Origin of the sequence: Streptomyces nanshensis, assembly GCF_001751255.1 — a bacterium.
In the GTDB taxonomy this organism is placed as follows: domain Bacteria; phylum Actinomycetota; class Actinomycetes; order Streptomycetales; family Streptomycetaceae; genus Streptomyces; species Streptomyces nanshensis_A.
Genome location: NZ_LJGW01000417.1, coordinates 1 through 19,721 on the forward strand (window position 1 = coordinate 1; position 19,721 = coordinate 19,721).

General features: G+C 70.4%; 17 protein-coding genes. 5 read left to right on the plus strand and 12 right to left on the minus strand.

The genetic code is table 11. From position 1 onward, the window contains the following. The first annotated feature begins 222 nt into the window (after positions 1–222). Both gabT and AN218_RS26115 read left to right on the plus strand, forming a co-directional pair. The gene (gabT, locus tag AN218_RS26110; protein ID WP_070019499.1) at positions 223–1,572 is read left to right on the plus strand and encodes a 4-aminobutyrate--2-oxoglutarate transaminase; all 1,350 of its coding nucleotides are present in this window, start codon (positions 223–225) and stop codon (positions 1,570–1,572) included. A gap of 380 nt (positions 1,573–1,952) precedes the next feature. Then, positions 1,953–2,573, plus strand: a complete 621-nt coding sequence (locus AN218_RS26115; protein WP_244900725.1) for a phosphatase PAP2 family protein — start codon at positions 1,953–1,955, stop codon at positions 2,571–2,573. Here AN218_RS26115 and AN218_RS26120 read toward each other — a convergent pair. From AN218_RS26120 to AN218_RS26160, 9 genes are all read right to left on the minus strand, one after another. Continuing rightward, positions 2,507–3,982, minus strand: a complete 1,476-nt coding sequence (locus AN218_RS26120; protein WP_171908801.1) for a peroxidase family protein — start codon at positions 3,980–3,982, stop codon at positions 2,507–2,509. The two genes, AN218_RS26115 and AN218_RS26120, sit on opposite strands and share 67 nt — an antisense overlap. A 469-nt stretch (positions 3,983–4,451) precedes the next feature. Beyond that, positions 4,452–5,171 carry a C39 family peptidase gene (locus AN218_RS26125; RefSeq protein WP_070019480.1) on the minus strand — a complete coding sequence of 240 codons (720 nt, stop codon included), beginning with the start codon at positions 5,169–5,171 and terminating at the stop codon, positions 4,452–4,454. Between the two features lie 253 nt (positions 5,172–5,424). Then, entirely contained in the window at positions 5,425–6,978 is a 1,554-nt protein-coding gene (locus AN218_RS26130) for an NAD(P)/FAD-dependent oxidoreductase (RefSeq protein ID WP_079132604.1), read from the minus strand. Next, positions 6,975–7,766 carry an ABC transporter permease gene (locus tag AN218_RS26135; protein ID WP_070019502.1) on the minus strand — a complete coding sequence of 264 codons (792 nt, stop codon included), beginning with the start codon at positions 7,764–7,766 and terminating at the stop codon, positions 6,975–6,977. Before AN218_RS26135 ends, AN218_RS26130 begins: the two co-directional genes overlap by 4 nt. Positions 7,767–7,867: 101 nt before the next feature. Further along, the gene (locus tag AN218_RS26140; RefSeq protein WP_070019506.1) at positions 7,868–8,782 is read right to left on the minus strand and encodes an ABC transporter permease; all 915 of its coding nucleotides are present in this window, start codon (positions 8,780–8,782) and stop codon (positions 7,868–7,870) included. A gap of 56 nt (positions 8,783–8,838) precedes the next feature. Continuing rightward, positions 8,839–10,044 carry an ABC transporter ATP-binding protein gene (locus tag AN218_RS26145; RefSeq protein ID WP_070019482.1) on the minus strand — a complete coding sequence of 402 codons (1,206 nt, stop codon included), beginning with the start codon at positions 10,042–10,044 and terminating at the stop codon, positions 8,839–8,841. A 15-nt stretch (positions 10,045–10,059) separates the two neighbouring features. After that, positions 10,060–11,310 (minus strand): polyamine ABC transporter substrate-binding protein, encoded by a 1,251-nt coding sequence (locus AN218_RS26150; protein WP_070019483.1) that lies wholly within the window; start codon positions 11,308–11,310, stop codon positions 10,060–10,062. 90 nt (positions 11,311–11,400) lie between these two features. Then, positions 11,401–12,915, minus strand: coding sequence for a gamma-aminobutyraldehyde dehydrogenase (locus tag AN218_RS26155; protein ID WP_070019485.1), 1,515 nt, complete (start codon positions 12,913–12,915; stop codon positions 11,401–11,403). Between the two features lie 130 nt (positions 12,916–13,045). Further along, positions 13,046–13,927: a DUF4190 domain-containing protein gene (locus AN218_RS26160; protein ID WP_244900726.1), complete on the minus strand. Its 882-nt coding sequence runs from the start codon at positions 13,925–13,927 to the stop codon at positions 13,046–13,048. Between the two features lie 100 nt (positions 13,928–14,027). On the opposite strand from AN218_RS26160, the gene AN218_RS26165 reads away from it, so the two are divergent. Next, positions 14,028–15,056: an adenosine deaminase gene (locus AN218_RS26165; protein WP_070019488.1), complete on the plus strand. Its 1,029-nt coding sequence runs from the start codon at positions 14,028–14,030 to the stop codon at positions 15,054–15,056. Positions 15,057–15,246: 190 nt separating this feature from the next. Here the strand turns inward: AN218_RS26165 and AN218_RS26170 are convergent, their stop codons facing one another. Both AN218_RS26170 and AN218_RS26175 read right to left on the minus strand, forming a co-directional pair. Further along, positions 15,247–15,639, minus strand: a complete 393-nt coding sequence (locus AN218_RS26170) for a zinc ribbon domain-containing protein (protein WP_070019489.1) — start codon at positions 15,637–15,639, stop codon at positions 15,247–15,249. Positions 15,640–15,866: 227 nt separating this feature from the next. Next, on the minus strand, positions 15,867–17,300 hold the full coding sequence (locus tag AN218_RS26175) for a gamma-aminobutyraldehyde dehydrogenase (RefSeq protein WP_070019491.1): 1,434 nt from the start codon (positions 17,298–17,300) through the stop codon (positions 15,867–15,869). A 171-nt stretch (positions 17,301–17,471) separates the two neighbouring features. Here AN218_RS26175 and AN218_RS26180 point away from each other — a divergent pair, with 171 nt between their 5' ends. Beyond that, positions 17,472–17,960, plus strand: coding sequence for an Lrp/AsnC family transcriptional regulator (locus AN218_RS26180; protein ID WP_070019493.1), 489 nt, complete (start codon positions 17,472–17,474; stop codon positions 17,958–17,960). Then, complete coding sequence (locus AN218_RS26185) at positions 17,957–19,342, plus strand: aspartate aminotransferase family protein (protein ID WP_107421577.1); 1,386 nt, start codon at positions 17,957–17,959, stop codon at positions 19,340–19,342. Before AN218_RS26180 ends, AN218_RS26185 begins: the two co-directional genes overlap by 4 nt. 41 nt (positions 19,343–19,383) lie before the next feature. Here AN218_RS26185 and AN218_RS26190 read toward each other — a convergent pair. After that, on the minus strand, positions 19,384–19,721 hold a 338-nt coding region (locus tag AN218_RS26190), incomplete at its 5' end, for a PucR family transcriptional regulator (RefSeq protein WP_141747696.1).

Genomic DNA, 19,721 nt, shown 5'->3' on the forward strand with positions numbered 1-19,721 from the left:
CCGGCCGGGCACCCGCACCGGTTCCGGCGGCCGGACGGGCCGCGTACCCCCGCCCGCGGCGCACCGTCCGCACCGGACCGGCGCCCTCCACGCCAATGTCCGCAGCGGCCAACACGACACGGCTACTTCTCCGCACCGGTGCATGTCCCGGCTTCCCCGTGGCCTCTAGCCTGCGAGGGACGTGCAGACCCCTTCGTCCTGAGAGTGAGCGCTATGAGCACGATGACGGAACTGTCCGGTGGCCCGGCCCTCCCCCAGGAGCGTCGCGTCGTCACGTCCGTCCCGGGGCCCAAGTCCCAGGAGCTGATGGCACGCAAGCAGGCCGCGGTCGCCGACGGCATCGGCACCGTGATGCCCGTCTTCGCCAAGCGCGCAGGCGGCGGCGTCCTGGAGGACGTCGACGGCAACTCCTTCATCGACTTCGGTTCCGGTATCGCCGTGACCGGTGTCGGCAACAGCGCCGACGCCGTCGTGCGCCGCGCGAGCGCGCAGCTCGCCCAGTACACGCACACCTGCGTGATGGTCACGCCGTACGAGCCCTACGTCGAGGTCTGCGAGGAGCTGGCCCGGCTCACGCCCGGCGACCACGCGAAGAAGAGCGCGCTCTTCAACTCCGGTGCTGAGGCGGTGGAGAACGCCGTCAAGATCGCCCGTTCGTACACCGGCCGTCAGGCCGTCGTCGTCTTCGACCACGGCTATCACGGCCGTACGAACCTCACGATGGCGCTGACGTCGAAGAACATGCCGTACAAGCACGGCTTCGGCCCGTTCGCGCCCGAGGTCTACCGGGTGCCCGTCGCCTACCCCTTCCGCTGGCTGACCGGCCCCGAGAACTGCGCCGAGGAGGCCGCGGCGCAGGCCATCGACCAGATCAGCAAGCAGGTCGGCGCGGAGAACGTCGCGGCGATCCTCATCGAACCGGTGCTGGGCGAGGGCGGGTTCATCGAGCCGGCGAAGGGCTTCCTGCCGCGTCTCGCGCAGTTCGCGAAGGAGAACGGCATCGTCTTCGTCGCGGACGAGATCCAGTCCGGCTTCTGCCGTACGGGACAGTGGTTCGCGTGTGAGGACGAGGGCATCGTCCCGGACCTGATCACCACCGCGAAGGGCATCGCCGGCGGGATGCCGCTGGCCGCCGTCACCGGCCGCGCCGAGATCATGGACGCGCCGCACTCCGGCGGACTCGGCGGCACCTACGGCGGCAACCCGGTGGCCTGCGCCGCCGCCCTCGGCTCCATCGAGACGATGCGCGAGATGGACCTCCCCGCACGGGCCAAGCGCATCGAGGAGGTCATGAAGCCGCGGCTGCGGAAGCTGGCCGAACAGTACGACGTCATCGGAGACGTACGGGGCCGCGGCGCGATGCTCGCGATCGAACTGGTCAAGCCCGGCGGCAAGGAGCCGGACCCGCAGGTGACCGCCGCGCTCGCCAAGTCCTGTCACGAGCAGGGGCTGTTGGTGCTGACCACAGGCACGTACGGCAACGTGATGCGTTTCCTGCCGCCCATGGTCATCGGCGAGGATCTCCTCGAAGAGGGTCTGGACGTACTCGAAGGCGCCCTGGCCGGTCTGTAAGAGACCGGTGAGACGGGGACGGAGCGTGCGGTGAGCGGAGCACGGCCGGGTCGGGCCCCGTGCTGAATCCGTTCGGCGTGAAGAATGTGTGCGAGGCCGATGGCCGGTCCGTAATCCGGCTGTCCGGCCCCGCTGACCTGCCGTACGGTTTCAGCAATCGGGTACTTCGGAACTCCACTCCGGACGATTCCCGTCCCGAGTCTGTCTCTCCCCAAGACAGGCCGGGTCGTGCCCTGGCGCACGCTCCTCACCGATCGGGGGACCGCCCGCTCCACACCCCCCGGGGCTCGCGGAATACCGGTCGATACGGCCGCTCCGGAACTCTCCCCCCTGTTCCGGGGCGGTCGGCTTTTCATCTCTCCCTCTGCGCGCTGTGCTGCGTGCTCTTCGCGCTGATCACCTGGCAGGTGGCCGTCGACGGTCCGCTGGCGGCCGTGGACATGCGGCTCGGTGACGCGCTGCGGCACACCGCTCCGCCCGACGCGCTGGCCGAACTCTGCGCGGATCTGGGCAACATGATCGTCGCCCTGCCGGTGCTCGCCGCCGCGTGTACGTACTCCGTGGTGACCGGCGGCGTGCGCCGCTGGCTGCCGCCGGTGTGCGCGGCGGCGGCGCTGGCCGTCACCGCCCTCCTCGTCACCCTGGTGAAGGTGTGGCTGGGCAGGCCGGGACCGCCCGGCGGCACCAACTACTACCCGTCGGGCCACACCGCCACGGCGGCGGTCGCCTTCGGCGGTGCGGCGCTGCTGTTCTCCCTGACGGTGCGGCGGCCGCCGTACTGGCCGCTGCCCGCCACGGCCGCGCTGCTCACCGGGGCGTGCAGCGCGGGCCTGGTGTGGCGGGGCTACCACTGGCCGCTGGATGTGGCGGCGAGTTGGTGTCTGAGCTGGGTGGTGCTGACCGCGGCGACCGCCGTCGTCCTGCGCGGGCTCCGTCAGTCGTCGCCGGAGCCCACGACGCCCGCGAAGCGGAGCAGGTCGGCCGGGCCGAACCGTCCGTAGTCGTCGGCGAGAGTCGGACGCCACTCGGGGTAGGCCGAGCGGTACGAGGTCGGGTCGGCGTCCATCAGCCCGATGAGGACCTCGGCGACGATCCGTGTGCCCACCGGCCCCAAGTGCAGGCCGTCCGCGCGGACTTCGGCCTCCTTGAGGATGTAGTACCAGAGGTAGGCGGGCCCGGTGCTGCCCAGCTCCTCGTCGGTAAGCGGCGTCTCGCCGACCTTGCGCGCCACGTCCTGGCCCGAGGGCAGCCCCAGGGTCTCGCTGCGCAGCAGATTCCGTACGACGAGGGACGCCACCGGACGGGACAGCGCGCCCTCCTTCGCACCGGGCACCGCGCTGACCGGCAGGTCCAGAAGCTGGCTGTTGAGCACGCCGTTGATCCGCTTGGTGTGCTGGTGGCGCCGGCTGCCGTCGCCCAGCGGGAAGAAGAGGCTCCAGTCGACCGCGTGCTCCGGGCGTACGGGCCCGCCGCGCAGATCGGTACGCGGCTCGGCGGGGGCCTCCGGGTCGTCCGGGAAGATCTTGCCGGAGAAGGAGTCGTTGATCCGGTAGCTGGAGCGCACCGTGGGATGGCCGAAGCGGAACGCGGCGGCGGCGAACTCCACGGGCATCGTCACCGACTCCCGCGGACGGAAGAACTGCGGGCCGTTCTTCTCCACGTCCCGTACCAGCTCCGGGTCGCCGACGCGCATGAGGAACTCGTGCACGACGAGCCACTGGTAGTGCCAGCGCACCAGTTGCTGGGCCTTGGTGAAGACGGTGTTGAAGTAGCCCTCCACGTCCAGGAGCTGTTCCAGCGGCACGCCGGGCTGGAGATCGCCGGGCTCGTCCGGCGGCCTGGGCGGCAGCTTCTGGCCGAGGGCGTCGGTGATCCGGCCCGCCCGCAGCGCGTCGACCACCGCGTTGTGGAACTTGATCAGCGCGAGGTGGAGCTGAGCCAGGATCATGTTCTCGTCGTTGCGCGGGTCGCCGATGAGCGCGATGTCCTGGTCCGTACGCGCGAAGTCGGCGCCGTGCGCGGCGTGGACGAGCTTGGTCTGGTGCGATTCGCGGTCGTAGAGGTGCTCGCTGACCACGGGGCCCGCGCCGTAGAGGTTGTCCATGTCGAGCCGCGGTGTACGGGCGTCCGTCACGCCCGACGGGTCGTTGCGCTGGCCCAGTTCGGACATGGCGTCCAGCGTGAGGTCGTGGTCGATGAACTGGCCGAAGTACGTGAAGCCCGCCGGCAGGTTCGGGTTCTCCTGCTCGTCGGTGGTCTGGCCGCCGTCCATGATGCCGCCGGGCAGGCCGAACTCCTTCGCCTGCTCCAGTCCGGTGGGACGGCGCGGCGGCAGATCCGGGAACATCCGGCCGAAGCTTGCGCCCGAGCTGCTGATGGCACGCGAAGACGAGCCGTGCATTGCGGACATGAGTCTCCCCCTTGTCATATCCCCCCGCGGGTGCGCGCCGCCGGCTTCCGGGCACGGCGGGCTCACCCCTGACAGCCAGGCACGCTAACAGGACAGACTGACACGGGACGGATAATCGGTGAACTCTGCGACGCATACGTGACATCCGCACGATTCGTCGACAAGCGGACGCGGAGGAACCGGTGGCGAAGGGTCCGTTCAGGTCCGCGACGCGGTCTCAACCGGCGTACGGCGCAGGGGACTTGGAGCAGGCGCGCACTCCGGACATGAGTGCGCCGCGGCCCCTCGGAGAGAGGACCGCGGCCCGTCGGACGAGGCACCGCACCCGTACGCCGGACCGGGAAACACGGTCGGCAGGGGGGCCGGCCGACCGCGCGGGAGGGCCGGTCCGGCGTACGGGGTCTTACGGGCGCCACGAGGCGCCGGGGCACCGGAGCGCCGAGTGGGCGGCGCGTCGGTGCCCAGACCGTCAGGCCGCGTAGCCCTTCGGCGGGATGAGCGAGGCGAGCTGGTCGAAGGAGAGCCAGTAGATCTGGTTGCCGCCGAAGGAGGCCGGATCGGCGATCAGGACCGTGCTGTTGGCGTCGTCGTAGCCGATGACCGTGAAGTAGTGGTAGATGGTCTGGTCGGACGGGTAGCCGGGGGGCTGGTTGCCGGGCGGCGCGACGATGTTGGTGACGAGCGGCAGGTTGTTGTCGATGTCGCCGACGATGTCCTGCCAGAGCGCGTCCTTCTGCGCCTGCGACGGCGGGTCGTCGGGCATGTACTTCGACTCGTAGTCGTTGCTGCCGAGGTTGTCGTTGAGGACGCCGGTGACCTGGCTGATGTCGTCCGTGCCGTTCTCAGTGGTGCCCAACTGGGCGGCCAGGTCGGCCTGGCTGGGCGGCGCCTGGCGCGCGGAGAGCGCGATGCGGGTGGCGGCGGGACCGCACCAGTAGCCCGTCTCCTGGACCTGGTAGTCCACTTCGAGCGTCTTGGCGGCCTTGGCCTCGCTCGCCTTCGTACGGACGTGGGAGCCGTCCCGGGTGACCTCGACGGGGGCGGCGGACGCTCCGGGCTCGGCGGCGACCTGCGAGACGGCGGCACTGTGGGAGTCGTCGGCGAGGGCCACTCCGGGGCCGGCCAGCAGTCCCGTGGCGGCGAGTGTCACGGTCACCGCGATCGCTCTGGATCTGTGCCTGATACGCATTCAGATGCTCCTCGGTGGGGGGTTATTGAAGGGAGCATGCCATTGCGCAGGGCACGGCGGGCAGTGGTCCGACCAGCTTTCATCGGGCCCACCAGTGGCGATACGGCCGAACGGCCGTCGGACGACGGGGAGTTCGCCCTGTCACGGCCCGGCGTCGGGGCCGCCGGAGGCCGAACAGCGGGCGGGCGTCAGCGGGTTCACCGTCCCCCCACTCGCGTGCCCTCGTTCACGTGCCGCACTCATGTGCCCGCACTCAACTGTCGAAACCCATCCCCGTCGCGTCCATCGCCTTCAGCCACAGATTGCGCCGCCCGCCCCGCTCGTCCGCGCGGGAGAGCGACCACTGCGTCAGCGCGATACCGGCCCAGCGCACCGGCTCGGGCGGGAACGGCAGGGGCTTGGTGCGGACGAGTTCCAACTCCGTACGCTCGGTGGGCTCTCCGGTGAGCAGGTCCAGCATCACCTCGGCACCGAAGCGCGTCGCGCCGACGCCGAGTCCGGTGTATCCGGCGGCGTAGGCGACCCGTCCGCCGTGCGCGGTGCCGAAGAACGGCGAGAAGCGGGAGCAGGTGTCGATGACGCCGCCCCAGGTGTGGCTGAAGCGCACGTCCGCCAACTGCGGGAAGGTGTCGGCGAAATGGCCCGCGAGCTTGCGGAAGGTCTCGGGCCGCTGGTCGTACTCGGCGGCGATCCGGCTGCCGTAGTGGTACAGGATGTCGTAACCGCCCCACAGGATGCGGTCGTCGGAGGTCAGCCGGAAGTAGTGGAAGTGGTTGGCGCTGTCCGCGAGTCCCTGACGGCCCGCCCAGCCGATCGCCGCCCGCTGCTGCCGGGTCAGCGGCTCGGTCATCAGCGCGTAGTCGTAGACCGGGACGATGTACGGACGCAGCCGCCGCAGCAGCGAGGGGAAGGCGTTGGTCGCGAGGGCGGCCTGCCGGGCGCGGACGCGGCCGTGCGGCGTGGTCACCGTGACACCGTGACCGGAGCCCGAACTGCCGCCGCTGCCGCCGGTGTTCAGGGTGCCGTTCGGAGTGCCGTTCGCGGTGCCCTTCGAGGCGCCGGTCCCCGCCTCGTCCGTACGCAGTCCCCGGGCGGGCGTGTGCTCGTGGATCCGTACGCCCGCCTCCAGGCAGGCACGCTTGAGTCCCCAGGCGAGCCGCGCCGGGTTGAGCATGGCCACGCTGCGGCGGTACCAGACGCCCGCGAGGAAGGCGGGCGAGTCGACCTGTTCCCGTACGGCCTCGCGGTCCAGGAACGTCACGCGGTCGCCGAAGCCGTGCCGCCGCGCCTCGTCGGCGGCCTCGCGCAGCTCGGCCACCTGATGCGGCCGCGTCGCCAGGTCGATCTCGCCGGTGCGCTCGAAGTCGCAGTCGATGCCGTGCCGTCGGACGGCCTCCTCGATGGCGTCGAGGTTGGCGAGGCCGAGGCGTTCCAGGGTCTCGATCTCGCCGGGCCAGCGGGCGAGCCCGTTGGCGAAGCCATGGGTGAGGGAGGCGTCGCAGAAGCCGCCGTTCCGGCCGGAGGCGGCCCATCCCGTCTCCTTGGCCTCCAGCAGCACCACGTCGCGGTACGGGTCGCGCTCCTTCGCGATGAGCGCCGTCCACAGCCCGCTGTAGCCGCCGCCGACGACCAGCAGATCGCAGGCGGTCTCCCCGGCGAGCGCCGGCAGCGCCTCGGGCCGGTACGCGGGGTCGTCCAGCCAGAAGGGCGCGGGGCGCGCGCCCGCGAGCGAGCGCGCGATGGCGGCCTCGCGCTCCGCGCCGCTCAGTGTCGTGCCGTCCGACCCCCCACCGGCCGCCGCCGTCATCCCCGCCTCCTGCGCCGTCCGGCCGCGATCTGCCCGCCGAGGACGACGGCGACCGCGATCAGGAACATGGCCGTGCCGATCACGTTCACCTGCACGGGCACACCGCGCTGCGCCGCGCCCCAGACGAACATCGGGAACGTGACGGTCGAGGGGCCCGCGTTGAACTGCGTGATGATGAAGTCGTCGAAGGACAGGGCGAAGCTGAGCATCGCGCCCGCGGCGATGCCGGGGGCCGCCAGCGGCAGCGTGACCCGGAGGAAGGTCTGCAGCGGCCCCGCGTACAGATCGCGCGCCGCCTCCTCCAGCCGCGGGTCCATGCTCATCACGCGTGCCTTCACGGCGACGACGACGAAGCTCAGACAGAACATGATGTGGGCGATGAGGATCGTCACGAAGCCGAAGGCGACACGGGTGTTGAGGAAGAGCGTGCCGAGCGAGGCGCCCATGACGACCTCGGGCATGGCCATCGGCAGGAAGATCAGCGCGTTGCCGGTGCCCTTGCCGCGAAAGCGGTACCGGGCGAGGGCGAACGCGGCGAACGTACCGAAGGCCGTGGCGAACACCGTGGCGAGCAGCGCGATCTGCAGGCTGAGCCCGAGCGATCCGCACATGTCGGCGACACCGCAGGGATCCGTCCATGCGTCGGTGGAGAACATGCGCCACTCGTAATTGAAGCGGCCCGCGGGCTTGTTGAAGGAGAAGAGCATCACCACCGCGTTGGGCAGCAGCAGATAGCACAGGGAGGCGACGCCGGCGAGTACGACGGCATTGCGGCGCAGCCAGCGCAGCGGCGCCGGGGCCGACGTCCCGCCGCGTGCCGGTGTCCGCCGCGGCGGCGGGGCCGGATCCTCCGTGGCCGCCGGTGAACCGGGGTGCTTGCCGGTGGTCGTCACACGAGCTCCTCCGTTCCGGCCTTGCGCATGTAGACGCTGACGGCGATCAGGATGATCGCCATGAGGATGAACGACATGGCCGCCGCGGCCGGATAGTCCAGGACGTTGAGGAACTGCTTCTGGATGGCGTTGCCGACCATCTGTGTGTTCGGCGACCCGAGCAACTGCGCGTTGATGTAGTCGCCCGAGGCGGGGATGAAGGTGAGCAGCGTGCCCGCGACGACACCCGGGAGCGAGAGCGGGAAGGTCACCTTCCTGAAGACGGTGGCGGGTGTGGCGTACAGATCGCGCGCCGCCTCGTGCAGCGAGAGGTCGATCCGCTCCAGCGAGCTGTAGAGCGGAAGGATCATGAACGGCAGGAAGTTGTACGTCAGTCCGCACACCACCGCCAGCGGCGTCGCCAGCAGCCGGTCGTCCCCGGTCAGGCCCAACTGGCTGGTGACGTCCAGGACATGGAGGGACTTCAGTACACCGACGACGGGCCCGGCGTCGGAGAGGATCGTCTTCCAGGCGAGGGTGCGGATGAGGAAGCTGGTGAAGAACGGCGCGATCACCATCACCAGCAGCAGCCCGCGCCAGCGCCCCGCACGGAAGGCGATCAGATAGGCCAGCGGGTAGCCGATGAGCAGACACAGCACGGTGGCCGTGGCCGCGTAGAGGAACGAGCGCAGGAAGTGCGGCCCGTACATGGCCAGCGCGTCGCTGTAGTTGGTGAAGTCCCAGGTGACGCGGAAGCCGTCTTCGAGCGAGCCGCTCTGCACGGAGGTCGAGGCCTGGTAGAAGAACGGCGCGACGAAGAAGAGGGCCAGCCAGAGGCCCGCCGGGAGCAGCAGCCAGTACGGGGTGAGCTTGCGCCGGCCGCGCCGTGCGGCGGTGCCGGACGCATCGCCCTGCGCCGAGCCGGTGCTCAGCGGTCCGGTTCCGGTCGGCGGTGCGGCGCCCTCGGAGGCGGGCGCGCCCGTGGCGGTCACAGCGCCTCCTCGACGGTGCCGGCGTCGGCGTCCTGGGTGGCGTCGAGGGCGAAGGTGTGGGCGGGCCGCCAGCGCAGGACGACGTCGGCGCCGGGGGTCAGACGGGCGTCGCGCTCGACGTTCTGCTCGTAGACGCTGAACTCGGGGCAGACGGGGCTGTCGACGACGTACTGCATGGAGACGCCGAGGTAACCGGCGTCGCGTATGCGGCCGGTGAGCCGGTTGTCCGCGCCGCCGTTCCCCTCGCCGTTCGCGCCGTTCACTGCCCCGCGCCGCGCGCCGGTGCCGTTCGCCTGCGTGCCCGCGCCCTCGCCGTCGTCGTCCTCCGCGTGCGTGAGCGAGATCTTCTCCGGCCGCACCCCGACCAGCAGCTTGCCGCCCGTCTGCGGGTCCGGCGCCGCGCACCGCTCCGCGGGCAGCCGTAGCACGCTGTCGGTGCCGGTGGCCTTCAGCACCAGCTCCTCGCCGCCGGCCTCGGTGATCTCCGCCTCGATCAGGTTGGAGGTGCCGAGGAAGTTCGCGACGAAGGTCGAGCGGGGCCGCTCGTACAGCTCGTCGGGGGCGCCCAGTTGCTCGACGCGGCCGGCGTTCATCACGGCCACGGTGTCGGCCATCGTCATGGCCTCCTCCTGGTCGTGCGTGACGTGGACGAAGGTGATGCCGACCTCGGTCTGGATGCGTTTGAGCTCCAACTGCATCTGCCGCCGCAGCTTCAGATCGAGCGCGCCCAGCGGCTCGTCCAGCAGCAGCACCCGCGGACGGTTGATCAACGCACGGGCGAGCGCGACGCGTTGCTGCTGTCCGCCGGAGAGCTGCCGGGGTTTCCGCCCGGCCAGCGGCCCGAGTTCGACCAGTTCCAGCATCTCCTCGACCTGCTTGCGTACGGAGGTGATGCCGCGGCGGCGCAGCCCGAACGCGACGTTCTCCGCCACGTCGAGGTGCGGGAAGAGCGCGTAGTTCTGGAAGACGGTGTTCACGGGCCGCTTGTGCGGCGGGAGCGCCGTGATGTCCTCCTCGCCCAGCAGCACCGTGCCGCCGGTCGGCTCCTCCAGCCCGGCGATCATGCGCAGGGTCGTGGTCTTGCCGCACCCGGAGGCGCCGAGCAGGGCGAAGAAGGAGCCCTCGGGGATGGTGAGGTCCAGCGGGTGTACGGCGGTGAAGTCGCCGAAGACCTTGCTGACACCGGAAAGCGTGATCGTCATGGTGGTCTTCCTCGCCTATGCGCCGATGAGCTTGGCGAACTTGTTCTCGAACCGGGCGTGTTCACCGGTGGACATGGGCCGGAAGTTCCTGCCCCGCGCGATGGTCTCGGCGTCGGGGAAGATCAGCGTGTCCTCGGCCAGGTCCTTGTCGATCTTCTCCATCTCGGCCTTCGCGCCGGTGACCGGACAGATGTAGTTGACCCAGGCGGCCAGTTCGGCGGCCTCCCGGGGCTGGTAATAGAAGTCGATCATGGCCTCGGCGTTGGCCCGGTGCCGTGCCTTCGCGGGGACGAGGAGGTCGTCCGTACCGAAGAGATAGCCGCTCTCGGGAAGCGCGAACTCGACGTCCGGGTTGTCGATCCGCAGTTGCACGATGTCGCCCGCCCAGGCCAGACAGGCCGCGATGTCACCGGAGTTGAGCTCGTCGAGGTAGTCGTTGCCGCTGAAGCGGCGCAACTGCTTGGCGTCGACGGCCTTCTGGAGCCGGGCGAGGGTCCGGTCGAAGTCGCGGGCGGTGAACTTCTGCGGGTCGATGCCCGTGTCCAGCATCGCCAGGCCCATGGTGTCGGTCATCTCGGTCAGCATCGACACCCGGCCCTTGAGGAAGTCGTCCTCCAGAAGCTGGGAGACGCTGGTGACCTTCTTCCCGCCGGTGGCCTTCTTGTTGTACGCGACGACGCAGGCGGTGCCCGCCCACGGATAGCTGAACTGACGTCCCGGGTCGTGCGCCGCCGTACGGAAACGGTCCTCCAGATTGGCCACAGCGTGCGGCATGTGCGCCGGGTCCAGCCGCTGCGCCCAGCCCTGGCGGATGATGCGCCCGGCCATCCAGTCGGAGAGACATATCAGGTCGCGGCCGGTGTCCTGGCCCGCGGCGAGCTGCGGCTTGATCTTGCCGTAGAACTCGTTGTTGTCGTTGATGTCCTCGACGTACTTGACCTTGACGCCGCTCTGCTTCTCGAACCGGTTCAGCGTGGGCCGCTTCTTCTTGTTCTTGTCGTCGACGTCGATGTAGAGCGGCCAGTTGGCGAAGTTGAGGACGCGCTCTTTCTTCGAGTGGTCCGGGTCGCGCCGCTCCGTACCGCCGCCGCTGCCCGCGGCCGGCGGGATGCCGCACGCGGCGAGCGCCGCTCCGCCCGCCGCCAGGGAGCCCAGCCGCAGCAGCCGGCGGCGGCTCATGGCCGCGCGTCCGCTGGTCAGGCTCCGTTCCCACGCCTTGCGCACGGGGTCGGGCAGGCCTTCGTACAGCTCCGGGTCCAGGTCCATCGGGGGCTGCCTTCCGGTTGAGGGACGGGGAAGGACGTGCGGGAGGGGGCGCGGCCCGACGCGTGCGCCCCGACGCGGGGGCGCACGGCGTCAGCGGTCGCCGAAGACGGTGCGGTGCCAGTCCTTGCGGGGCTGTGCGGTGATGTCCTGCATGACGTGCTTGAGCTGGGTGTACTCCTCGAACGAGTACGCCGACATGTCCTTGCCGTAGCCGGAGGCCTTGTAGCCCCCGTGCGGCATCTCGCTGATGATCGGGATGTGGTCGTTGATCCAGACGCAGCCCGCGCGGATCTCACGCGCCGCGCTCGCCGTACGGAAGACGTCGCGGCTCCACGCCGAGGCGGCCAGTCCGTACGGGGTGTCGTTGGCGAGGGCGATGCCCTGGTCGTCGGCGTCGAAGGGCAGCACCGTCAGCACCGGCCCGAAGACCTCCTGCTGCACGATCTCGCTGTCCTGGGCCGCGCCGGTCACCAGCGTGGGCAAATAGTAGGCGCCCTTGGCCAGTTCGCCGCCGGGCGCCTCTCCCCCGGTGACGACCGTCGCGTACGAGCGGGCCCGCTCGACGAAGCCGGCGACGCGGTCGCGGTGCGCGTGGGAGACGAGCGGCCCGAGGTCGGTGCCGGGCGCGAAGGGTTCGCCGAGGCGTACGTCGCGCATCAGGTCGGCCACGCCGCGCACGAAGTCGTCGTAGAGGGGCCGCTGTACGTAGGCGCGGGTCGCCGCGGTGCAGTCCTGCCCGGAGTTGATGAGGGCGCCGGCCACCGCGCCGTGCACGGCGGCCTCCAGGTCCGCGTCGTCGAAGACGACGAACGGCGCCTTGCCGCCCAGTTCGAGATGGAGCCGCTTGACGGTGGAGGTGGCGAGTTCGGCCACGCGCCTGCCCACGGCCGTCGACCCGGTGAAGGAGGTCATCGCCACCGACGGATGGCCGACCAGCGCCTCGCCCGCGTCCGCCCCCGCGCCGGAGACGATGTTGACGACGCCGTCCGGAATGCCCGCCTCGCACGCGGCCTGCGCGAACATCAGCGAGGTGAGCGGTGTGAGTTCGGAGGGCTTGAGGACGACGGTGTTGCCCGCGGCGACGGCCGGGAGGATCTTCCAGGCGGCCATCTGGAGCGGATAGTTCCAGGGGGCGATCGAGCCGATGACGCCGAGCGGTTCACGGCGTACGTAGGAGGTGTGGTCACCGCTGTACTCGGCGGCGGCCACGCCCGGCAACTGCCGTGCGGCGCCCGCGAAGAACGCGACGTTGTCGAAGGAGCCCGGTACGTCGAACTCCTCGGAGAGCTTCAGCGGCTTGCCGCACTGGAGCGACTCCGCGTACACGAACTCCCCGGTGCGCTCCCGCAGTACGGCCGCCCAGCGGTGCATCGCGTCCGAGCGCTCGCCGGGTGTGGCGCCGGCCCACTCGGGCAGGGCGCGGCCGGCGGCGTGCACGGCGGCGTCGACGTCGGCGGCCCCCGCGAGTTCGTAGCGCAGGACGCTCTCGCCCGTGGCGGGGTCGACGACGTCCTGGGTCCGTCCGGAGGCTCCCGGTCCGAGGCGTCCCGCGGTGAACTGGGCGCCCGCTGCGAACCGTGAGGACACATCGAAGCGCTGGACCATCGGGCTCTCCTGCCTGCGGCGGGGGATCGGCTGGTGTTGGAGGCCGATCCTGACAGGATGAACCCGAGAGAACAAGGGATTCCGTCGTTACCTTTTGATTGCGCTACGGAATCTGCATACGGTCCGGGGTTCAGGCACCACGATCCGCAGCATCCGCAGCGACCGCACCGGGAAGCGCCGGTGCCGCGCTCGCCCGCTCCCGGGCGTCGAGCGAGGAGCCGTCCCCGCCGCCGTACCCGGGACCACGCTCCAGCTCCTCGCTGTAGAAGACCATCATCACGACGAGGAAGGCGACGCAGATCACGGACAGCACCGTCCCGATGATCCCCATCACGAAGCCCGCCACCGCCTGTCCGCGCCCGCCCGACTCCCCGCGGTCGGCCTCCTTGCGCGCGGAGTGCCCCAGCCCCAGCGCGATCGGGCTGAGGATGATCGCGAGGAAGCTCCCCCAGCAGGTGAGGACCGCGACCAGGCCGATGATGCCGAACACCATCGCGGCCACCGGCTTTCCGGTGGGCGGCGGACCGTGCCAGCCGTAGGAGGGCGGCGAACCCGCGCCGTATCCGTAGGGCTGCTGCCCCGCCGGCGGATAGCCGTAGGCCGCGCCGCCCGCGCCGTACTGCTGGTGTCCGCCCTGCTGTTGGTACGGCGACGGCGCACCGTAGGGAGCCGGGCCGGCGTACGCGGACGGGCCGGGTGCCGCCCCCTGCCCCGCGCCGTAACCTCCGTGCCCCTGTCCCCCGTGGCCTCCCTGTCCCCCGTATCCGTATCCTCCGCCGCCCGCGCCGGGCGGCGCGGCCGGCGGCGCACCGGGAGCGGGCGGCACCGGCGGAGGCACCGATGCGCTCCCCGAGGTGACGGTCGGCTGATCGGCCACCGAACGGGGCTTCCGCTCCGCGTCGTTCTGGTCCATGCTCCCCCTGCCCGGCGCGGCCCCGTCACGGGGTGGCGCCCACGGATTGTGCTCTTCCCCGCCGCCGGAGCGGCCGGGCCGTCCGGTCTCGTCTGCCATGTCCCCTCCCGGGGTTCCTCGTCGGGCGGCCATGCTATTCGTCCGGTCCAATGCCCCGCATACGATGATCCGGTTCCCGACCCCCCGCTGGAGGCATCCGTTGTCCGACCTCAACGCATTCATCACCGGGCTGCCCAAGGCCGAGCTGCACGTGCACCACGTCGGCTCCGCCTCGCCCCGCATCGTGGCCGAACTGGCCTCGCGGCACCCGGACTCCGGCGTTCCGCAGGATCCGGAGGCGTTGAGGGAGTACTTCACCTTCACCGACTTCGCGCACTTCATCGAGATCTATCTCTCGGTCGTCGACCTGCTGCGGGACGCCGAGGACGTCCGGCTGCTCACCTACGAGATCGCCCGCGACCTCGCACGCCAGCAGGTGCGGTACGCCGAACTGACCGTCACGCCCTTCAGCTCCACCACACGCGGCATACCCGCCGAGGCGTTCCTGGAGGCCATCGAGGACGCACGGGTCGCCGCCGAGAAGGAGCTGGACGTCGTCCTGCGCTGGACCTTCGACATCCCCGGCGAGGCCGGGCTGCCCGCCGCCGAGGAGACCACGCGCATCGCCACCGAGATGGGGCCCGACGGGCTGATCTCCTTCGGCCTCGGCGGTCCCGAAATCGGCGTCCCGCGGCCGCAGTTCAAGCCGTACTTCGACCGTGCGATCGCCGTGGGCCTGCACAGCGTGCCGCACGCGGGAGAGACGACAGGCCCGGAGACCGTCTGGGACGCGCTGACCTCGCTGCGCGCCGAGCGCATCGGGCACGGCACGAGTTCCGTACGCGACCCGCGGCTGCTGGAGCACCTGGCCGAGCACCGGATTCCGCTGGAGGTCTGCCCCACCTCCAACGTCGCGACCCGCGCCGTGGAGGACCTGGAGGCGCACCCCATACGGGAGTTGGTCGAGGCCGGGGTGCTCGTCACCGTCAACAGCGACGACCCGCCGATGTTCGGCACCGACCTCAACACCGAATACGCCATCGCCGCCCGCCTGTTGAGCCTCGACGCGGCGGGCATCGCGGCCCTCGCCCGCAACGCGGTGCGCGCCTCCTTCCTGGACGAGGGCGGCAAGGCGCGCCTCGGCGAGGAGATCGACGCGTATCTGACCGAGTGGGGACGCTCGCACTAGCTCGCACCAGCTCGCACCAGCTCGCACCAGGGGGTGTCTGACAACTCCCGCCGCGCGGCGGTGACATGACGATCGGCCCGTAAGGAACGACGGCGGGGCCGGAAGCCCGCATGCTCCGGCCCCGCCGTCGTGTCGCGGACGTCCGCGCGTCCCCGTCCGGTCCGCTTCCGGTCCGCTTCCTGGGTCCGCGTCAGGACTGGTACGGGTTCTGCGGCTGCTGCCCCTGGGGCGCGCCCCCGGCGAACGGGTTGCCCTGCGGCGGCAACTGCCCGGCGCCGCCCGGCTGCTGGGCGCCGTACCCCGGCTGCTGCTGACCGCCCTGGGCGCCGTACGGCTGCGGGCCGCCGCCGCCCTGTGCGAGGAGCTGCTCCGCGTTCTCCTTCGTCACCTCGCTCGCGGCGCCGCAGAAGGTGCACTGGAGGTAGTGCTTCGCGGGGGCTATCGGGAACAGCGGGATGAAGAACAGGGAGAACTTCGTGACGCGCTTGCGCAGCGAGTGCGCCGACGGATTGCCGCAGAAGCTGCACAGCAGGTTCAGCATCGCGAGCTGATGCATCTTGGTCGAAGTGCCGAAGATGAGCACGAGGTCCCCGTTTCTCGGTGTGTGGTGCGGTGTCGGACGTAGACAACCATCCCGTGCGCAGGACACGTCAAGGCGGTCCGTGTAACGAGACGGCTCCGAACGCGCGGGCATGCGCTGCGGCCTGCCACGACGCACGGCTCCCGGACACACGGGAGCCCCGGGGCCGCCCTGCCCCGGGGCTCCTGTTCCGGACGCTCCTCAGCGGACCGCGCGGCTCAAGTGCCGTGTCACAGCGCCGACATGACGTGCTTGACGCGCGTGTAGTCCTCCAGCCCGTACGCCGAGAGGTCCTTGCCGTACCCGGACTTCTTGAATCCGCCGTGCGGCATCTCCGCGACGAGCGGGATGTGGGTGTTGATCCAGACGCAGCCGAATTCCAGCGCACGCGAAAGCCGCATCGCCCGGCCGTGGTCGGTCGTCCACACCGAGGAGGCGAGCGCGTACTCGACGTCGTTGGCCCAGGCGACGGCCTGGGCCTCGTCCGTGAACTTCTGGATCGTGATCACCGGTCCGAAGACCTCGTTCTGGATGATCTCGTCGTCCTGGCGCAGCCCGGAGACCACAGTCGGCGCGTAGAACCAGCCGGTCTCGCCGACCCGTTCACCGCCCGTCTCGACCTTGGCGTGCGCGGGCAGCCGGTCGATGAAGCCGCCGACCTTCTCCAGATGCGTGGGGTTGTTGAGCGGGCCGTAGAAGCAGTCCGGGTCGCCGAGGTCGCCGGTCTTCACCTCGGAGGCGGCCTTGGCGAGCGCGGAGGTGAACTGCTCGTACACGCCCTCCTGTACGAGGACGCGCGTGGCCGCCGTACAGTCCTGCCCCGCGTTGAAGAAGCCGCCGTCCCGGATGCCCTCGACGGCGGCCTCGATGTCCGCGTCGTCGAAGACGACGCACGGCGCCTTGCCGCCCAGCTCCAGGTGGACGCGCTTGACGTCCTTGGCGGCGCTGCCCGCGACCTCGATGCCGGCCCGTACCGAGCCGGTGATGGACGCCATCGCGGGCGTCTTGTGCTCGACCATGAGCCGGCCGGTGTCGCGGTCGCCGCACACGACGTTGAAGACGCCCTTGGGAAGGATCTCGCCCATGACCTCGGCCATGAAGACCGCGGAGGCGGGGGTGGTGTCGGAGGGCTTGAGCACGACGGTGTTGCCCGCGGCCAGCGCCGGGGCGAACTTCCACACGGCCATCATGGCGGGGTAGTTCCAGGGGGCGACCTGTGCGCAGACGCCGACGGGCTCGCGCCGTACGTACGAGGTGAGCCCCTCCATGTACTCGCCGGCGGACTTGCCCTCCAGCATCCGGGCCGCGCCCGCGAAGAAGCGGATCTGGTCGAGCATCATGGGCAGTTCTTCCTGGCGCGTGAGCTCCAGCGGCTTGCCGCAGTTCTCGCACTCGATCGCCAGGAACTCCTCGGCGCGCTCCTCCAGGACGTCCGCGATCTTGAGGATCGCCTTCTGGCGTGCGGCCGGGGTCGCGTCCCGCCAGGCGGGGAACGCCTTCTCGGCCGCGGCCATCGCGGCGTCGACGTCGGCGGCCGCGGAGAGCGGGGCGGTGGCGTACACCTCGCCCGTGGCCGGGTTCACCACGTCCGTGGTCCGGCCGTCAGCGGCGTCCCGGAATTCGCCGTCGATGTAATTGCGCAGCCGACGCAGCTCGGTGGTCACTTCGCACCCCTCCTGCAGTGTCGTCCATCGGGTGAGACCGCCACCCTAACCAGGAGCGCAACGCTTTCGATACACCACCACACCGGCTACGACGGATTCTGTTCTTCCAAGGTCGTATAGCTTCGAATTACATCGCTTACGGGTTGCTAATCGGATGAGGTCTCATGCACAGTGGCGTGCGTGGCCCGAGACGCGAAGAAGACAAACGGCATCCGCTCGCTCGATGATGTGTCGCTGGCGATCATCGAGCAGCTCCAGGAGGACGGACGGCGTCCGTACGCAGCCATCGGCAAGGCCGTCGGCCTGTCGGAGGCCGCCGTGCGGCAGCGCGTCCAGAAGCTCCAGGACCAGGGTGTCATGCAGATCGTGGCCGTCACCGACCCCCTCACCGTCGGCTTCCTGCGGCAGGCGATGGTCGGTATCACCATCGAAGGCGATCTCGAGGCGGTCGCGGACGCCCTCGCCGAGATCGACGAAGTCGACTACGTGGTCGTCACCGCCGGTTCGTTCGACCTGCTCGTCGAAATCGTCTGCCAGGACGACGAGCACCTTCTCGAGATGATCACCAAGCGGATCCGCTCGCTGCCCGGCGTGCGCTCCACCGAGAGTTTCGTCTACCTCAAGCTGCGCAAGCAGACCTACACATGGGGAACGCGATGACCCATAACAAGGACCTCTCCGGTAACAAGGACCTCTCCGGCACGGCCCGCGACCACCTGTGGATGCACTTCACCCGCATGTCGTCGTACGAGAAGGCGCCCGTCCCGACGATCGCCCGCGGCGAGGGCACGCACATCTACGACACCGACGGCAAGCGCTACCTCGACGGCCTGGCCGGGCTCTTCGTCGTACAAGCCGGGCACGGACGCGCCGAGTTGGCGGAGGCGGCGCACAAGCAGGCGCAGGAACTCGCCTTCTTCCCGATCTGGTCCTACGCCCACCCCAAGGCCGTCGAACTCGCGGAGCGGCTGGCCCACCACGCGCCCGGCGACCTGAACAAGGTCTTCTTCACCACGGGCGGCGGCGAGGCCGTCGAGACGGCGTGGAAGCTCGCCAAGCAGTTCCACAAGCTCACGGGCAACCCCGGGAAGTACAAGGTCGTCTCGCGGAACGTCGCCTACCACGGCACTCCGCACGGCGCGCTGTCGATCACCGGACTCCCGGGCCTGAAGGCCCCGTTCGAGCCGCTGGTGCCCGGTGCGCACAAGGTGCCCAACACCAACATCTACCGGGCACCGGCACACGGCGACGACCCGGTGGCCTTCGGCCGCTGGGCCGCCGACCAGATCGAGCAGCAGATCCTCTTCGAGGGGCCGGAGACGGTGGCGGCGGTCTTCCTCGAACCCGTGCAGAACGCCGGCGGCTGCTTCCCGCCGCCGCCCGGCTACTTCCAGCGCGTGCGCGAGATCTGCGACCAGTACGACGTACTGCTCGTCTCGGACGAGGTCATCTGCGCCTTCGGACGTCTGGGCACCCTCTTCGGCTGCGACAAGTTCGGCTACGTGCCGGACATCATCACGTGCGCGAAGGGCATGACCTCCGGCTATTCGCCGATCGGCGCGGCGATCGTCTCCGACCGGCTCGCCGAGCCGTTCTGGAAGGGCGACGACACCTTCCTGCACGGCTACACCTTCGGCGGGCACCCGGTCTCGGCGGCGGTGGCGCTGGCCAACCTCGACATCTTCGAACGCGAGGGCCTCAACCAGCACGTGCTCGACAACGAGAGCGCGTTCCTGGAGACGCTGCGCAGGCTGCTCGATCTGCCGATCGTCGGCGACGTGCGCGGCAACGGCTTCTTCTACGGCATCGAACTCGTCAAGGACAAGGCCACCAAGGAGACCTTCACGGAGGAGGAGTCCGAGCGGATCCTCTACGGCTTCCTCTCCAAGGCCCTCTTCGAGGCCGGGCTCTACTGCCGCGCGGACGACCGCGGCGACCCGGTGATCCAGCTCGCACCGCCGCTCATCGCGGACCAGAGCGTCTTCGACGAGGCGGAGGGGATTCTGCGCGGCGTGCTGACGGAGGCGTGGACGAAGCTCTGAGGCGCGGGGCGCCGCCCAGTCACGGGGCGTGAACTCCCCTGCTACGGGCGCCACTTGAGGGCGAACCACAGCTCCATCCGTACGTCCGCGTCGCTCAGATCCGCGCCGAGCAGCGTGCCGGCGCGGGCGATGCGCTGCCGCACGGTGTTGCGGTGCACCTCCAGCGCGACCGCCGTACGGTCCCAACTGCCGTTCAGCGACAGCCACATGCGCAGCGTCTCGGCCAACTGGGGCCGTCCCTCCAGCGGTCCGAGCCGCGCACGCGCCAACTCACGTGCCTCCTCGGGCGGCACCAGCGAGGCCACGTCCGCGACGTCACCCGCCGCGCCCGCACGGTGCCGCACCAGCGGGCGGCGCTCGGCGAGCGCCCTGCGCAGCG

What these genes read in the sequence shown, in the direction of transcription:
- AN218_RS26150 (WP_070019483.1), bottom strand. Translation starts at nt 11,310, where the DNA reads ATGGACCTGGACCCGGAGCTGTACGAAGGCCTGCCCGACCCCGTGCGC.
- gabT (WP_070019499.1), top strand. Translation starts at nt 223, where the DNA reads ATGACGGAACTGTCCGGTGGCCCGGCCCTCCCCCAGGAGCGTCGCGTC.
- AN218_RS26155 (WP_070019485.1), bottom strand. Translation starts at nt 12,915, where the DNA reads ATGGTCCAGCGCTTCGATGTGTCCTCACGGTTCGCAGCGGGCGCCCAG.
- AN218_RS26185 (WP_107421577.1), top strand. Translation starts at nt 17,957, where the DNA reads ATGACCCATAACAAGGACCTCTCCGGTAACAAGGACCTCTCCGGCACG.
- AN218_RS26120 (WP_171908801.1), bottom strand. Translation starts at nt 3,982, where the DNA reads ATGTCCGCAATGCACGGCTCGTCTTCGCGTGCCATCAGCAGCTCGGGC.
- AN218_RS26130 (WP_079132604.1), bottom strand. Translation starts at nt 6,978, where the DNA reads ATGACGGCGGCGGCCGGTGGGGGGTCGGACGGCACGACACTGAGCGGC.
- AN218_RS26145 (WP_070019482.1), bottom strand. Translation starts at nt 10,044, where the DNA reads ATGACGATCACGCTTTCCGGTGTCAGCAAGGTCTTCGGCGACTTCACC.
- AN218_RS26125 (WP_070019480.1), bottom strand. Translation starts at nt 5,171, where the DNA reads ATGCGTATCAGGCACAGATCCAGAGCGATCGCGGTGACCGTGACACTC.
- AN218_RS26160 (WP_244900726.1), bottom strand. Translation starts at nt 13,927, where the DNA reads ATGGCAGACGAGACCGGACGGCCCGGCCGCTCCGGCGGCGGGGAAGAG.